This is a genomic window from Paraglaciecola sp. L3A3 (assembly GCF_009796765.1).
Lineage (GTDB): Bacteria > Pseudomonadota > Gammaproteobacteria > Enterobacterales > Alteromonadaceae > Paraglaciecola.
Window position 1 is genome coordinate 3590852 of sequence record NZ_CP047023.1, and the last position, 16954, is coordinate 3607805.

Genomic DNA, 16954 nt, shown 5'->3' on the forward strand with positions numbered 1-16954 from the left:
CAACCCAATATCGAAAACCTGATGCCTGCCATTGAATTAAACGCCATGCGTGCTCAAGGTGCGGGCGGACAAAATGTCAATAAAGTGTCTAGTGCAATACATCTTAGATTTGATATTCGGATCGCGGCCATTCCAGAGTACGTCAAACAAAAGTTATTATCAGGCTCAGACAAACGTGTCACCCAAGAGGGGATTTTAATTATTAAAGCGCAAAGTCACCGTACTCAAGAAATGAATAAGCAGGATGCCCTAGACAGGCTGACGACTATATTGATCGAAGCTGGTAAATTACAAAAAGCACGACGCGCCACCCGTCCAACTAGAGGTTCACAAATCAAACGAGTGGATAGCAAAGTAAAATCTGGCAGGACAAAAGCGTTACGTAAAAAAGTAGATTATTAACAAGGGTTAGCGCCCCCTGCACAATTAATCATTGAGTTATTCATACTATCGCCGATAACTAAACTGAGGTTAGCCAAGATGTTTAGGTGTTGTATGAGCAATCAGTTGAAAATAAGTACCATTAATAAAATTAAATCTAGTCTGCCCATGTTTATAATGTGTATGGCTTTAAGCAGTTGTATCCAAAGTAAAACGGCAGGTACAGACCTATCGAGTTCTGACCAACCTCCCCCCCTTATTACGGTTAATACCTTAAAAATTGTTAACGCCGCATTTTACCAAACGTTTTTTATGGGAGATTGGCGATATAAAGGCTCTCGCAGTCGTGGTGGAAAAATCAACGCCTATATACAGATACCTGCACCTTTAGATATGAGCAAAGAAGTACAAAAATCTTATCTGCGCACGGCAATTTGTCCATCTGCAGCCCACAGCAAAATGTGGGATGAAATAGGTACGACCCCTTTAAGTATTCATATCTATACACACAGACAAAAACACAGTCTTTATGTGGATTGTATCAACCCCCGCCACACCGGATAATACGCCGTTTCTAATAACAGACTAATGTGTCAGATAAATTTACAAGTATCTTTTTACAATTTGTTAATAACATGTTAATCCCCCTAAGGAACATCAACTTATAATTTTGGTTCAATTATTGCTTAGGTAACTATATATATCGTCACTATCTAAAAAGGTATAACACGTGAATATTAAATTTTTGTCTGCCGCCCTTATTACTTTAGGCCTATTATCGAGCCAAGCCCAAGCAAGTGTGCCAGCTCCAGGCGATGCTGATTATGTGGTAAACACTAATGCACATGTGGGATCGTATAATTTAATCTTGTCTGAGGATTTAGATTATAATAGCCATATATACGAAAAAATATTAGTTGGGGGAGATATAAAAGGTGGTACTACTGAAGTCGGAGCACGCATTGAGGGCGGAGGCGTTGATGCTGTTGTTGTTTTAGGAGATATCAGTGGTACGGTTAGGACCTTAAAAGGCAACAATATTTTATATGGAACTAAAACCGGTACTACCTACAATAATGACGGTGGCACTAGTTCGGCAATTACTAATATGACCGATGCTCAAAATGAATTTGATGCTATATGGGATCAAGCAGTTAATGATAGTGCTCATTTTGAGACCCTTTCTTCAACAGGCACATTAAATAGTGCTGGTAAGTTTGAAAATAATAACTCACTGGACTTAAATGTTTTTAATATTGACGCTTCAATACTAGCTGACCAAAATCTAAGCTTAACCTTCGACGTTAACCCCACAACCCCCATAATAATTAATGTAGCTGGTTCAGGAACTATTAATATTAATGCTAAAGCTTCCGGTAATTTCACTAAAACAGAAGCTGCCCCTTTAGTTTTATGGAACTTTTATGATGCAAAAGGAGAAATTAATATTGCCGGTGACGGGTGGAACGGCTCTGTTCTTGCGCCGCTTGCATCAATCAATCTAACAACCGGTTCATTAGATGGTGGTTTAGTAGCTAAGTCATTGACCTCCGACAAGCAGCTACACAACGAATTATTTACCTATACACCGCCGACAACAACCCCACCCACAAGTGAAGTGCCAGCTCCAACAGGGGCATTAATTATAACCTTAGGTTTAATTTTTATGGGTTATCGTAAATTCAAAAAATAAGCTTATATTGCAGTTAATCTGACAATACTGTTATGATTTAAAAGACGGATTTATCCGTCTTTTTTTATTTTAATTTAAGGGAAATAAATGCGCGTCTTATGTTTTAGCCTTTCTGTAAAAAGCATCCTTGCAGTAGCATGTTTTACATTGAGTCTATACTTTTCATCTTCTGCATTTGCCAATAGCCAAATCCATTACGAAAAAGCCTTGTCAGCCTTTAATCAGGAGCAGTTTGACGAGTCGATGATCCACTTAAAAAACGCCTTACTGGCCGATCCAGAAAATCTGCCATCAAAAATATTAATGGGTAAATTACTCGCTCAACTAGGCCATTTTGCTATGGCTAAAGTAGAATTTGATGAAGCAATCATGCAGGGGGCAGATATTAGTTCATTTGCAAGTTATTGGGCGATAACCTTATTAAAAAGTAAAGAATATGAAGAGATAATTGATTTTGGTCAATTTAGTAATTTTTCCACTCAACAAAAAATTGATTGGCAAAGGCTTAGAGCATCAGCCTGTTTGCAGGCTAAAAACTATGAATGTGCTAAGCAAAGTTTTACCTCAATAGGATCATTAGCAGCTAATCAAACTGAACAACTAAATGGTTTAGCACAAATAGAATTAATTCTGAAAAACTATGCCAAAGCAGAAAGCTTTTTAGCCCAAGCCTTAGAAATTAGTCCCGAAAATGCCACCACCTGGCAACTAAAAGGATTAACAGCCAGAAGCCAAAATAAGCTAGAACTTGCTTTATCATATCTACAGACAGCATTTGATCTAGCGCCTGACGACCCTTTAATTTTACGTCATTTAGCCGATGTTTATTTAGCTTCCAATCAAAGTGATGATGCGAAAAGAACCGTACAAAACATATTGATAGCTTCACCAGATGATCCATTCGCAATATTGGTAAATAGTTGGTTACAGCAAAATACTGAACTTGAAGCTGAAGCTGAAGAAAAATTTAAAGAAATGGCCGCTAAAATTAATAACTTGCCAGACGAATATGTCAATCAAGAGCAATCCTTATTGTTTTTAAGAGCCTTAGTGGCCTTCAGAGAGCAGAACTTTGAAAATGCAGTGCGTGATTTTACGAATTTAAGAAAATTAGATGACGATGACTTATCCCCTTCTATCTTACTAGCCAAAAGCTACATTGCCTTAGGCAAAGAAAAAGACGCAGTAGAAACCTTAGAAAGTAAAGAACAAGAGCTCCAAGCATTACCCGATGTCATGGCCATGTTAGGTGATTTATATATAAATAGTGGTAAAAACTTCAAAGCATTGTCTCTATTGCAAACTCTTAAACCTCAATATCCTGATAATTTACAAATACAATTATTAGAATCTAAGTTAATGATTTCTAGAGGTAAAATACAAGAAGGCCTAGACAAAATTGAAGAACTCACTATTCAATTTCCTGATAACCAAGCGGTATTATTTGTACATTGTGTATTAAGTTTACAAACTCAACAATTTATAAAAGCCGATGAAAGCATCAGTAAATTATTAGCGCTACAGCCTGATGACCCACTTAAATTAAATATAAAAGGTGCGGTTTTACTTAAGTTAAACCAATTAAAACAAGCACAAAGCTATATAAAACAAGCTTTGGCGATTAAACCAAACTTAGTCTCGGCACAAATAAATTTAGCCAGTACTTACTTTTTACAGTCAGACTATGCACAAAGCAGATCCATTTTAGCAAAGATTTTAAACCTAAATCCTAGGTATGCCCCTGCCCTATTGTTATTAGCAAAAATTCAAGTCACCCAAAATGAATTAGATCTAGCCATGGCTAATTTCAAAAAAGTGTTGATAGTAGACAGAGAGAATATAGAAGCTTTAGAAGGTGTCACCTCTATTCACCTTAGCCAAGGTGATTTACAAAATGCCCTAACCCAACTCAGTAAGTTAAGTAAAATTCAAAGAAACCATCCTAAATATGTGATCCAAAAAGCACAAATTTATTTGACCCTAAAAGACGAGGTGAATAGTCAGAATGAAATCCAAGCCTTAGCTAGAATAGCCGAAGGAAATGCAGCTTTATTAATCGCCTTAAGTAAATTACAACTGATGGCTGATGATTTACCCGCCGCTATCAATTCACTCAGTGCAGCCCAACAAATTCAACCAAATAGTTTACCCTTAGCTATCCAATTCACTGAATTATTGTTAAATCACAAACAAACCGACACAGCGATTCAACAAGTTGCCCTTATCAGCAAAAAGTTTCCAGGATCAGCAGATGTGACGTTTTTACAAGCCAGATTAGCGGAACAAATGGGCAATATGAATAAAGCCAATGAGCTTTATTTACAAACCTTAAATATTAGCGATCAATATGAGTTGGCTCTGGCGAAAATGTATGCCCTGACGACAAGCGGCTTAGCTGATACTTTATTCAAAAACAAAATAGATGAAATTGTAGAAACCTACCCGCAACGTTACTTTCCTAGAAACTTGTTAGCGCAATATTATTATTATAAAGGTGATATGCAGCAGGCAGCTTACCACTATGAAATATTACTAAAACACCAAGAGTTACCTAACCGTCCAGCTATGTTAACTAGGTTAGCCAATGTATATATGCCAAGTGACAAACAAACCAGTTTTGTGTATGCCAAAGAAGCCTTTGAACTGGACGCAAATAACGCACAAGTTTTAACCACTTATGGTTGGCTATTAACCCAACAAAAACAGGCAAATAAAGGTTTAGAGTTACTAAGAAAAGCCGTCGCAATTGGCCAAAAAAATCCAGCCATTCATTATTATATTGCCGTAAGTTTGGATAAATTAGGCCTGAAGCAAGAAGCAAAATTAGAATTAGAGACACTGTTTGCCACAAACATAAATATTGCTGAAAACGAACAAGCCCGCGCTTTATATAAAAAGCTATAGTTTTTTTTAATTTGTATGGTAAAGGTTTAATTCAGTTAAAGTTCAGCCTGAGGCTATTAGCATAGGCATCACTTAATACAGGAGTGATCTTATGAAACGACTAATAGCCAGTACCATCATCTTATTGTTAGCTTCACCTTTAGCCCAAGCAAATAACCATAAAAGCTACCATAAAGCTCGTGTAGTCAATGTTTCGCCAGTGTACGAATATGTCGCTGTTACTCGGAACATTGAGTCGTGTCCTACTATCAGTTATTCAAAGCAACACAATGCCACAGTCATAGGTTCAGTGATTGGAGGCAGTATAGCCCATGCAACTAGCAATAAACGTCACAAGGTGATCAATACTATTGCCGGCGCGATAATTGGTGGAGCGATTGGACATAAAATCGATCATCATTCAAAGCAAACGGCGCAAAGTTATTGTGATACCAAAGTACACAGACAAACAACCAGTAAACAAAGAGTGTTAAAAGGTTATGAAGTGAGCTATGTAAAAAAAGGTAGAACCTACCAAACATTTAGTAAAAACAAACCAAACAAACATATTCGTATTTATCACTAATAAAAATGAAAGTTTCCTCATTCATTGATCTTAAGTACATTTAAGTCAGTTATTGAATGGGGTAAACTGAATGTAAATCCACAATTGAATTAGAGCAGAACATTGAAATTATCTACTTTAAGCAGACTCATAGTTATTTGTTTATTAAACATAGTTGTTAGCTCAACTAGTGTAGCTGCTGATCAACCTAATTCAGATACTTTGAACAAAACTCAAGCGGCACTCAAAGCTCAACAAAAAGTCACAGGTCGAGTATTAAAAGTGGATCAAATTAAAAGTAAATATCGGGTTAAAGTTTTACAAAAATCAGGCCGCGTAGTGTCAGTTGATGTAGACAAAAAATCAGGAAAAGTCAGCAGACAAGGAACTAAGGACTAATTATGCGTGTATTAATTGTAGAAGACGACAGTCGATTACTGACTCAACTCGATACACTGTTACAGCAAAACGGCTATAGCGTCGATTTAGCTGACGACGGAGCTAAAGCCCTATTTTTATTGGCCGAACACCCATACGATTTAGCCATAATCGATATAGGTTTACCTGTGGTAGATGGTTTTGAAGTTATCCAAAAAGCCCGTAAGAATGATGTCACTTGTCCAATATTAATTTTAACGGCAAGAGACAGATGGCAAGAAAAAGTAGAGGGCCTAGATGCTGGTGCTGACGACTATTTAACCAAACCTTTTCATAATGAAGAGTTATTAGCCCGGGTCAAAGCACTCATTCGTCGGGCGGCAGGTAAAGCACATCCCGTCATCGAAAAAGGGCCTATCAGCCTAGATACTCTAAGTGAAGAAGTGAGTATCAATGGCCAATACATAGAACTCACAGCCTATGAATATAAAGTGCTCGAATACTTATTATTAAATCCACAAAAAATTATTTCAAAAACCGAACTAACCGAACATATTTATGATCAAGACTTTGACTTAGACAGCAATGTAATCGAAGTGTTTGTCGGTAGATTACGTAAAAAGATCGACCCTCAAGGCAGCATAAACCCAATAGAAACCCTGCGCGGCCGAGGTTATAGAATCAATCGTGAACTCTAAGTTCATTCAACATATATCCTTAAGATTAAGGATATTTGCCGCAACACTATTAACCTTACTGATTTTTATTCCGCTCACTGTTTTGACTTTAGAAAAGGCCTTTAATAGCAGTTTAACCCAATCTATGTTGCAGCAACTTAGGGTGCAAAGTTTGAGTTTAGTCTCAGAGTTTGAATTCGAAAAAAATAAAGTTGCTATGCCCGAGCAGCTATACAACGATCAATTTAATATTCCTGATTCGGGTTTATATGCTTTTATTCAATCAGGGCAAGACATACTGTGGAAATCGTTTTCTACCTTACACTGGCAAAAAATGCCTGATATCCCCTTCCCCCAAATAGGCGATGAATTATTCCTTGAGGAGTTACCAGCTGATAATTCGTTCTTTTTATATGCTTATACCGCGGAATTTGAAAGTACCAATGGCTACCGTGCGGTGAGTTTTTATGTGTTACAAGATAAAACGATTTTCAACTCAGAAAAGCAAAAGTTTGCCAATACCTTATGGAATTGGCTAGGCCTGATTGCCTTATTGCTGTTGGTATTATTATTAATTAGTCTGAATGCCGCGTTACGGCCAATTAGTCGACTCAATCAACAAATACTGCGGGCTGAAAAAGGCCAGTTAAAACGTATAGACCAAAACTATCCTCCGGAACTTGAGACATTAAAAACGAGCATTAACCATCTATTAGAATCTGAAGAGCAACAAAGAAGCCGCTACAAAAATAGCTTAAGTGATCTGGCTCACAGTTTAAAAACCCCCTTAGCAGTATTAGCGGGTAATGCAGCTTTACCAAGTGATGCTAAAGAGCCCATTCAACAAATCGACAAACAGATACAAAGACAACTTAAAAGAGCCGCAGCTGGCGCTTCAAGCGCATTTGAAAGAGCAGTAGAAATATCTCCGTTAATCAAAAAGCTACTCAACGCCATGAGTAAAGTCTATGCCGATAAACAGCTAACTTTAGATTTCAAAGAAATAAATACCAGCATTCAACTTCAAGCCGACAGCACTGATCTGATGGAAATTTTAGGCAACTTAGTGGATAACGCCTGTAAAGCTGCGAAACATCAAGTATTAGTCAGTACGATTGAAGAAACTAACAAGATAGCCATTATTATAGAAGATGATGGCGCCGGTATTCCAAAAGATAAACAATTAGATTTATTAGAAAGAGGCACTCGCCTTGATAGTTACAAAGAAGGACAAGGTATAGGTATGGCCGTAGTGTCAGATTTAGTATCAGCTTATCAAGGTAAACTGGAAATTAGCGAGAGTGAATTAGGCGGAGCAAAAGTCACTGTTAGTTTTATACCTAAGGGTAAGCAAAATAGCTAAAAATTAGTGTTTTTAACAATATATATTTTTGATAAAAATATAAACCATTGAATTTATTACATATATATAATGGCATAGTTACTGCCTACTAATATCAATAGTTAAAACATTAATTACCCAATAGGAAAAGTTATGGCTGTTATTCTCGAAGATCGTCCAATTGAAAAAGTACGTGAAGAAGTAATAGATACACTTATTTATAACTACAGTCATGGGGTAATTTCAGACCAAGCCTTTGAGCGTAGACTAGACCAAGCTATGGCTAGTTCAAATCATCAAGACATAGTCGAGCTAGCCCAAGATTTAGAAACGCCAAAAGATAATCAATATGCGGCAGAAAAAGAACGTCAATTCAATATCAATTACGCTACTAGTCACTCAAATTCACCTGATACTATAGTCAATATACTAGGAGGAACGACTCGTAGCGGTCAATGGACAGTGCCCAGTGAAATCCGAATTTTTAGTATTTTAGGTGGTTCAGAGATTGATTTTACCGATGCCATATTTACCACTCCAAATGTCACGGTGAAGATTTTTTGCCTGTTAGGTGGTGACAACATTTATATCCCAGAAAACGTCAATGTTGTATCAAAAGCGTTTTGTATACTGGCTGGTATGGACAACACAGCGCCTTCAATAGCTTCAAGGCAAGCGCCCACCATAACCATAGAAGGCATAGTGATATTAGGCGGACTAGACATTAAAATAAAACGCACGATTAAAGAAAAATTTGTCGCTTTTGCCAATCAAATGAAAACTATGTTTAATGACAAAACATAAAAGGTGGCAGAGACAGAATAGATCAGCGTAAGTCGCCGAAAAATAACATAACAGATTCAATCGCTAGTTTTAACGAACTTTCCCGAAGGTTTCATAGATAAGATTAAAAACCTAAAATTTGCCACAGAGTTAAAAAGCCAAAACGTCAGTTTAATCACGCTTTCCATTAGTTAAATAACAAGCATCAAAGGCTGGAAATATTTGGCAAATTATTTGGCTTTTGTGCTGAGCTATTTACTAGGATCAGCTATTGCTCTTTATATTTTTCTGCTGCTGGCAGCCGATCTTTGTAGCTAGCGACTATCTTAAATTATCCAATCAATTAGCATCAATTTTAATACCGTCTAAGTCAATAATTTTATATTTAGGTGCGGACAATTTCACCTCTAGATTTTGCAAGCTGTATGCTAAATCTTTATATTTAGGGACATCAATTCGAATACTCTGACTATCCCAACGGGCCTTATCATTAGACCAAATTTTACCCCGAAAGTAGCCACCTTGATCGCCTATGGTAAGCATCTCTGGCTGACCATCTTGATCCAAATCGATAGATAACCGATATTCAATATTGGTCCATCTGTTACTGTGGTTTTTGCTATCACTAAGATAAGCCATTAGCTCTGCATCAAAACTATCCTTATTTGGCCAATAAATGATCTCGACTGTTGGCTCTGGAGCATCGTCATATTTGACTTTTTTACGTTTCATTTGCTCTTCAATGTAACTATATTTTTTATCTATCACCACGGCTATTTCTGGGTTGGAATGTGCAATTTCAGTTTTTAATTGCTGCATAGCAAGGTAGCCAGGTTTGCCTAATTTGCGACTAAAGAAATAAATTTCTAAGTCTTTCAATAAAATATCACCATCATAATATCTGGCCATTTGGCTGTGACTGGATATAGCCTTAAAATTTAATACCGGCGAGTTCACCAATAACACAAAAGCCATTACTACTAAGCCCATGATTACGTTGACTTTACTTTGGATAATCAACCAGTTGTCGCGCAATCTAACAATGCCAATAAAATACCCAAGCACAAAACAGCTGAGGAGAAACCAAATACTCAAAGCCCATAAACGATCGGGAGTAAAACCGTATTGGCCAACTCTAGTTAGTATTCCATACACAGAAATAGCGGAATAGACCGGTAATATCGCCACCCCTACCAAAATAAAACGATGCACAATAAAATGATAAGGCTTGTTGTTATTACCTTTAAGATAAATGGCGTTGACAAAAAATAAAGTAAGGGCAATCAGCCATAACAGTAAAAAGCTGCCTGACTTGGTCTGCCACAAGTTATCAAGTCCAGTAAAAGGTAGAGTCAGCAAAAAACCTAAAGAAACAAAAATAAGTAACGGCAATAAAAAGGTCATTAAGGTTTGTAAAATGGTAGATATATTGTCGGCAAGGTAGGCTATTTTACGAAAGATATGGATAGCAAATGCCGAAGCTAATGTCAGTGCCGGAACCCAAAACCATTCTTCGCGCAACAATCTGGTAAAGAACTTTATACCCAAGAGGTCAAATAACGCAGCCCCCAAATGCAAAATGCCAAAAAACACAGCCATAAATAATAGAGTAAGGGCAAAAATAATGGCATTTCGCCACGACGCAGCAAACAAAGATTGATAATCTATGCCTTCTTTATTGACCAATAGTTTTATGTACATAATGGCTTTAAAACAAGCAATTAAAGTCGCGAACGTAAAAACAAATAAGCTACTGCTTATGTCAGGAAATGCAGTATTTTGTTGCCCTGTGTATGCGCCCAACAGTGAAATAAATAATGAAAATGGCAACAAATATTTAATGATGCTTTGATAGTCATGTTTACTAGCAATTAATAAAAACAAACTAGGAAAACTAATCACAAAGGTGACCAAAGCAACAAGCCAAGTTAAATCAGTACCAGGCCACAACTCATACTCCACACTTTTATATAAATAGGTCAGGGTAAGGCCCTGTAACAAGGCAATAATAGCGATATATAATCTAGGTATTTGAGCGTCGTCTAGTGAAAGAGATATAGTTTGGGCTGCAGACAACTGGCCATGTTCCTTTATCATCTATTATTCCTTATAACTTTCAATATTGATTTGTTTGTGGCGTTATAGATTTTGCCTATCATCCACAAAGTTAACAACTGTATATTCAGGTATGTTAAAGCAAAATGTGTAATAAAGGTTTTTGTTCTTCTAATAACAAGTCAGATAAATAATACCTTTCTAAACTACTGATAAAGGCTTGAGTGGCGTCAGCAAATATACCTTTTAATTTACATGCAGGTGAAATACAGCAAGCGGGTTTCTCACACTCAACCACTTGTAAGGTATTTTCTAATAACATCACCATATCACCAATATTGATTTTGTCTGGGGCTTGCTCCAAAAATATGCCACCGCCCTTTCCTCTTTGAGTTTGTATAATGTTTGCCTTACCCAGCTGATGGACAATTTTGTTCAGGTTATTTCGAGAAATCCCGTAAGTTTGACTAATTTCATCAATACTTGCCTTACGCCCAGCAGGCAACAAAGCTAAATATATAAGGGTACGTAAGCCATAGTCTGTATATCGAGTGAGTTGCATTTGAGTTACCTAAAAAATGATCTAGCTGGCCTATGATTGACACAGCCATATGATACATTTAATATGCACCTTATAAAAGATACATATTAAATGTATCTTAAATCGATTGGACTGAGAGTATGAATATTTCTGACTTGACGGTGGAACAAAAAATCCCAGCTATTTGGCGACAAGCATTTAGACCTTTGTTTTTAATGGGCAGTATTTTTGCCATTTTTAGCATGGCTACTTGGGCATTATTTCTAAATGGAAATATTTCATTATCACCGTATGGCGGCATGTTTTTTTGGCATGCCCATGAAATGTTGTTTGGCTTTGTTGCTGCCATAATAGTCGGTTTTTTATTAACCGCGGTGCAAAACTGGACTGGCTTACGTGCCACTCACGGCATACCTTTAGCCGCACTTGTTACTGTGTGGTTGGCTGGCCGTATATTGATTTTAACTAATATTTCGCCCTATTTATGGTTAACCGCTTTAGTAGATATCAGCTTTTTAGTGCTTGCAGCCTTATTCATGGGCCAATTAGTAATCAAGGTGAAACAATATCGAAACCTGATATTTGTCCCTGTACTCTCACTGTTAATCATAGGCAACCTACTCACTCATTTGTCTGTATTAAAGCAAAATCCTCAGCTTTACACTTGGGGTCTGTACAGCACAGTGATGACTATCACCTTGATCATCACTATTATTGCTGGCCGTGTATTACCTATGTTTACCGCCAATGGCACAAAAACAGAAAAAGTGCCTAATCTAGCTTGGTTAGAAACCGCAGTTATGGGCTCTACATTAACTTTAACCCTAATATATATTTCTAATTTACCAGCGTATTTACCTAAAATTGTCACAGCCCTAGTATTCGCCTTTGCCGCTATATGCCACAGTATTCGCGCAATACGTTGGCGTCCGCAAGTGACCTTTGGTACACCTTTAGTTTGGTCATTACACTTGGCTTATTGGTTTATACCTGTTAGTTTTTGTTTGTTTGTCATGCACTATGTAGGTTTAGAAATATCTGCATCCAACGCTTTACACGGCTTAACGGCAGGGGCAATTAGTTCAATAGTATTAGCCATGATTGCTAGGATCACTTTAGGCCATACTGGTAGAACACTGACTCCCCACTGGGCGATGAAATTTGCCTTTATGCTGATTATATTTGCAGGGCTGAGCCGAGTATGCGTCCAGCATATACAAGCTTATAGCAGCATTAATATCTATTTAATCGCCGCTGGATGTTGGATCTTAGCTTATTTACTTTATGTTATTTTTTATTGGAAAATATTAACGAGCCCCAGACCAGATGGCCGAGCGGGATAAACTCGAAACGAGATTCGAGCAAAAGAATAAAGAAGTAGATAGGAGATAGTTTTTGCTGGCTTTAATGTTTGTCATTCCTGCATGTTGTTAGCAGGGAGCCATTATTGAAGAACAGACTAAAGCAGTTTCATAGATAAATACTATTTGCCACAGAGATGTTTATTATTAGATTGCCGAATATTCATACAAATAAAGAAATAAAGGGATAAGAGCAATGGCTAAAGTAATGGCCATGCCAAAAAGACCTGGTTGAAGCAAATAACTCTTCTCTGGGGCTTTAGGGTTGTAAAGTACATTAACAGTACCATCGGCATTTTGCTGAATATTATTTAGCTGCTGGTTAAGAATGAATCTAGCGTTATGAGATGCAACTATCACCCAAGGCGATATTCGTTTACCTTGGTACTTTTTATTAGACACCTGATATTCATATAATGAATCAGCTTTATACTTTTGCTCAGATAAAACAAATTCAGTAACGGCCCAAGTGTCTACAGAAGCACTACGCAAAACACCTTTTGTTGTCGGCCATTGACGTATCAACACTTGCCGAAAAAAAGAATACAAACACACAAGTAACACATATATAACGACAAAAAACAGTATTCCTTGCTTATCCCCTGCAAAAGAAAGTGCCCACATATCAGTGACATATTCGATCATATACTTAAATACCTATTACTGTAGAAAAGCAACATGGGGGCCTTACTAGAAGAACAGAATGAAACAGAAAAACACGTTTAGCGTTCAGCTAACAATTGCTTAATTCTTGCTAACTCTTGCTCTAAACTATTTTCCAACATAGGTTGATTCGCTCGCCTATACCAATAACTCGCATTGGCAAGATCCCCTTCTATACGGTGTAAATAACCATGTAATAATGAACCAAACATACTAGGATCATCTTGCACAAGCTCATGGGCCGCATCCCACTTATTCTGTTCGATAAACCCAATCGCCTGTAAAAAAATATCTTGCATAAACACCTTCAAACATTAATCGATACGACCACCTGCGCGATCTCATTGCCACTTATTGATTTTCTATCTTTACATAATCTAATACATCAGCAAAGAGCCACAAACATGCCTGTCCTGATAGTAACTTTTCAAGTTAAAACCATTGAGTTTTTTGTTGGCACCAAATCTTCAAAGCTGTCTCTGTAAGACGTTTCAAAACAACATTAATTCACCTTAATATTGCCTTTATTTGATTGGGTTACAATCGTGTAAGGGATTACAACAGTATCAGCAACAACTGAGAAAATGGAATCAAAAACAAACCAAGGCACACCATTAAGACCACCGCCTAAATTTGCAATTTTGCTAGGTTCACCATATAAAAGACAAAAGTTATATGAAACCCCGCTGTAGATACGCGGAATCTCCTCGCAATAACTTTTTTTACCTTGATGCTTAATAACAACATGATTTTTTTCAGGGGAAATAGTTTTAACTGTGGCGCAAGAGCAACAAAAGACGGCAGATAAACTAAGCAATAAAATTTTCAATGTTTAAAGTTCCTTTTTAGTACATAGAGTGTATTGGCCTAAGCTCCTGTTAACTTCTTTGGTAATTATGCAAGAAATAAAAAAAAACGATAGGTTCATTTAACGACATTAGTAAAGTAAGTTACCAGTTAATTTAAGCACTAACAAAGGTTTATTCATTTGCAAAAAACGAGAATTTATTTGGGGCGTTATGTAATGTTAACTAAAAATAACCATCTAACTTTTGTAAATTCATTTTTTCCCTTGTAGTTTTCAAGAAAATATACAAATTACATAACACGCCATTTCTTGCAAAAGAAATGGCGCCTTTATTATGACGTTATACAAGCTTCAATTTAGTGTTGCACTTGCCATGCGACCGCCAATGATGACGGAAGGTAGTATAATGCAGGACGCAGTTATCGAGATGCGGCTTTAAAGTCGTCATGGATGACGGTGAGCGAAGCAAATAAAAGATGCACCGCGCATATATCGCACAGCGATAACTGTTCCCCCTGATCTAGCCTATATATTAGACACTGGCGGTAAAGGCAGACTTTTTACTGCTTCGACTGTTTCTAGTGATGGATACCCATCAGCAATTAACCCCACGGAAGTTTGAAAACCTCTGACCCCTTTACGAGTCGCAGGGCCTAAAATGCCATCGGCTACACCCACATCAAAACCTAATTGATTCAGTTTGTCTTGAAAGTTTTTCATTTCATCCACTGTGTATTTAGGTAAATCAGGTAGAGGTTTAGACAAGGCTTTTTGCCCGCTGATCCTATCCGCTAAATGCCCGACTGCAATGCCGTAATATTCAGAATTATTCCAACGTAAAATCACATCAAAATTAGCATAAATCAAAAATGCAGAACCAGTATGCCCGGCCGGAATAAGTAAAGCTGCGGATAAATCCCCTTCACCAACAGGGCTAGCATTCACTTTTTTTACACCTTGCTCATTCCAAAATGACAAGGGTTTAGCATGAGACTTACCAGCATGTTGATAATCAAAACCTGCAGGCAATAACACTTCTCTACCCCATCTAAATCCTGACTGCCAACCTAAATTTTTCAAAAAATGGGCGGCTGAAGCTAAGGCGTCTTTTTCGTTGTTCCACAAGTCAATTTTACCATCGCCATCACCGTCTTTGGCATATTTCATATAAGCGGTAGGCATAAATTGTGTATGCCCCATAGCCCCAGCCCAAGATCCGATCATGTCACTTTCGTTTAAGCCTTCTCGTTCTAATAACAATAAAGCTTGCACTAACTCTGCAGAGAAATAAGTGCTACGCCTTTGATCACAGGCTAAAGTAGTTAACGCTCGAATAGTGGGAATTTTACCTTTGATACCACCAAAATTGGTTTCTAATCCCCAAAAAGCAATTAAATAATGAGCAGGCACCCCATATTCTTGAGTTAACTCAGCTAAAAACTCTTTATGTTGCGCTAACTTTTCACGGCCTTTATTTACTCGCCAAGAAGTCACTCTTTTCGAAAAGTAATCGGTAAAGGTTTGCACAAACTCTGGTTGATTACGGTCATACTTTAAAATTCGTTCTAAGGGTTGCACCTTAGCGAGAATATTATTTGAGGTGGCTTCAGACACACCAGCAGCTAAGGCTTGTACTTGCAATCTAGCAATACACTGAGAAAAGGTTGGTACTTCGGTCTCTTCGGCAATAGAAATAGCCGAACAAACACTTAAGCCTAATAAGGCAACGAGTTTTTTAGTAACAGAAAATGAAGACAAGATATTTACCTAAAAATTAACAACATTGCTAATGCTAACTGACTAGGAAAAAATTGGTAGTGTATTTTTACAGTAAACGAATCAAACTACCTGTGCATTGACCAGTGATATCGATATCAGTATGCTGTATCTCCCCTAGAGAAGAGAAAAACATAATGGCCTTTCATTGCTAATCCTTCTTTTCTATCAACAATTGGCTAAAAACTGGCAATTGATTTTGTTATGGTTTTTTTCGCATATAGCTTTTGCTCAAACAGAGAAAGTAATACATGTTGAAATAGGAGTGTATGTGGGCGCTTACAATAAATACCCGCAATTTATGCATCAAGATGTTTGCCTATCTCCACCTGATTTTAAATATCAACAAACCGATCGCACTCTAGGTGAGATTATTATTTTATGTGAGGCGATATCGGCAACAGGTTACCAACTAAAACCTCACTTCCATTCATTACCCAATAACTTCCGTGGTTTATTATTATTAGAAAAGGGACTTTTAGATGCTTTATCCTCTAGCCTTTGGCCATTTGAATTTAAAAATTCAGACGTGAATGTCACTGAGGCAGCTGTACTAAAGGGTGAATTTGAAAAAGGACTTTACGTTAGCAACAAAAATACTAAGTTATTAAATCAGTCATTGAATAAGTCTGATATAAAAAAATTAACAGGGATAACTATAAGTAAGTGGCGACACGATGTAGAACTAATGAAAACACTGACGCCTAAGGTAGTAGAAATAGAACATCATTTAGCTACATTTAAATTACTCGATACTCAAAGAGGTGATTTTGTTTTATCCGAATTCTCTAATCAAGAAACCTTTCAAATATGCCAACAGACTATTTGTATTACTGCTCTTCAAGGACTTAAAGTGGTCATCGAGGATACTCGCCATTTCGTCGCCTCAAAATCCACTCAAAACGGAAAACAGTATTTTCAATTATTATCATCTGGCATGGCTAAATTAAAAGAAAAAGGTCGTATTCGACAATTATATGAACAAATGGGCTTTATCAACCCAAAAGTTAAGGATTGGAAAAGACTAAACTAAAAGCTAGTGGCCAAC

Annotated in this window: 17 protein-coding genes; 11 read left to right on the forward strand and 6 right to left on the reverse strand. The window is 37.2% G+C overall.

Annotated features, from left to right (window positions below; all coding sequences use genetic code 11):
* Positions 1-21: 21 nt before the first annotated feature.
* The 9 genes from arfB to GQR87_RS14955 all read left to right on the forward strand — a co-directional run bounded on the left by arfB (position 22) and on the right by GQR87_RS14955 (position 8723).
* Positions 22-402, forward strand: coding sequence for an alternative ribosome rescue aminoacyl-tRNA hydrolase ArfB (gene arfB / locus GQR87_RS14915; protein WP_158973036.1), 381 nt, complete (start codon positions 22-24; stop codon positions 400-402).
* 93 nt (positions 403-495) lie between these two features.
* Positions 496-945 (forward strand): hypothetical protein, encoded by a 450-nt coding sequence (locus GQR87_RS14920; protein ID WP_158970664.1) that lies wholly within the window; start codon positions 496-498, stop codon positions 943-945.
* 166 nt (positions 946-1111) lie between these two features.
* Positions 1112-2074, forward strand: a complete 963-nt coding sequence (locus tag GQR87_RS14925; RefSeq protein WP_158970666.1) for a choice-of-anchor A family protein — start codon at positions 1112-1114, stop codon at positions 2072-2074.
* A gap of 87 nt (positions 2075-2161) precedes the next feature.
* Positions 2162-4978, forward strand: a complete 2817-nt coding sequence (gene prsT / locus GQR87_RS14930) for an XrtA/PEP-CTERM system TPR-repeat protein PrsT (protein WP_158970669.1) — start codon at positions 2162-2164, stop codon at positions 4976-4978.
* 91 nt (positions 4979-5069) lie between these two features.
* A complete protein-coding gene (locus GQR87_RS14935) occupies positions 5070-5543 on the forward strand; it encodes a glycine zipper 2TM domain-containing protein (protein WP_158970671.1) in 474 nt (157 codons plus the stop codon).
* Positions 5544-5645: 102 nt separating this feature from the next.
* Complete coding sequence (locus GQR87_RS14940) at positions 5646-5921, forward strand: PepSY domain-containing protein (protein WP_158970673.1); 276 nt, start codon at positions 5646-5648, stop codon at positions 5919-5921.
* 2 nt (positions 5922-5923) lie between these two features.
* Complete coding sequence (locus tag GQR87_RS14945; protein ID WP_158970675.1) at positions 5924-6598, forward strand: response regulator transcription factor; 675 nt, start codon at positions 5924-5926, stop codon at positions 6596-6598.
* 4 nt (positions 6599-6602) lie between these two features.
* The gene (locus GQR87_RS14950) at positions 6603-7940 is read left to right on the forward strand and encodes an ATP-binding protein (protein WP_158973037.1); all 1338 of its coding nucleotides are present in this window, start codon (positions 6603-6605) and stop codon (positions 7938-7940) included.
* A gap of 132 nt (positions 7941-8072) precedes the next feature.
* Positions 8073-8723, forward strand: coding sequence for a DUF1707 and DUF2154 domain-containing protein (locus GQR87_RS14955; protein ID WP_158970677.1), 651 nt, complete (start codon positions 8073-8075; stop codon positions 8721-8723).
* A gap of 318 nt (positions 8724-9041) precedes the next feature.
* Here GQR87_RS14955 and GQR87_RS14960 read toward each other — a convergent pair whose 3' ends face one another.
* Entirely contained in the window at positions 9042-10799 is a 1758-nt protein-coding gene (locus GQR87_RS14960; protein ID WP_158970679.1) for a DUF4153 domain-containing protein, read from the reverse strand.
* A gap of 94 nt (positions 10800-10893) precedes the next feature.
* Positions 10894-11319, reverse strand: a complete 426-nt coding sequence (locus GQR87_RS14965) for an Rrf2 family transcriptional regulator (RefSeq protein WP_158970681.1) — start codon at positions 11317-11319, stop codon at positions 10894-10896.
* Positions 11320-11438: 119 nt separating this feature from the next.
* On the opposite strand from GQR87_RS14965, the gene GQR87_RS14970 reads away from it, so the two are divergent.
* Entirely contained in the window at positions 11439-12641 is a 1203-nt protein-coding gene (locus tag GQR87_RS14970; RefSeq protein WP_158970683.1) for an NnrS family protein, read from the forward strand.
* A gap of 165 nt (positions 12642-12806) precedes the next feature.
* Here GQR87_RS14970 and GQR87_RS14975 read toward each other — a convergent pair whose 3' ends face one another.
* The 4 genes from GQR87_RS14975 to GQR87_RS14990 form a co-directional block, all read right to left on the reverse strand.
* The gene (locus GQR87_RS14975; RefSeq protein ID WP_158970685.1) at positions 12807-13304 is read right to left on the reverse strand and encodes a DUF3592 domain-containing protein; all 498 of its coding nucleotides are present in this window, start codon (positions 13302-13304) and stop codon (positions 12807-12809) included.
* Positions 13305-13381: 77 nt separating this feature from the next.
* Positions 13382-13621 (reverse strand): hypothetical protein, encoded by a 240-nt coding sequence (locus GQR87_RS14980; RefSeq protein WP_158970687.1) that lies wholly within the window; start codon positions 13619-13621, stop codon positions 13382-13384.
* Between the two features lie 203 nt (positions 13622-13824).
* Complete coding sequence (locus tag GQR87_RS14985; RefSeq protein ID WP_158970689.1) at positions 13825-14151, reverse strand: YceK/YidQ family lipoprotein; 327 nt, start codon at positions 14149-14151, stop codon at positions 13825-13827.
* A 504-nt stretch (positions 14152-14655) separates the two neighbouring features.
* A complete protein-coding gene (locus GQR87_RS14990) occupies positions 14656-15891 on the reverse strand; it encodes a lytic murein transglycosylase (RefSeq protein ID WP_370459640.1) in 1236 nt (411 codons plus the stop codon).
* A gap of 163 nt (positions 15892-16054) precedes the next feature.
* Between GQR87_RS14990 and GQR87_RS14995 the strand changes: the two genes are divergently transcribed.
* Positions 16055-16939, forward strand: coding sequence for a hypothetical protein (locus GQR87_RS14995; RefSeq protein WP_158970693.1), 885 nt, complete (start codon positions 16055-16057; stop codon positions 16937-16939).
* Positions 16940-16954: the final 15 nt, after the last annotated feature.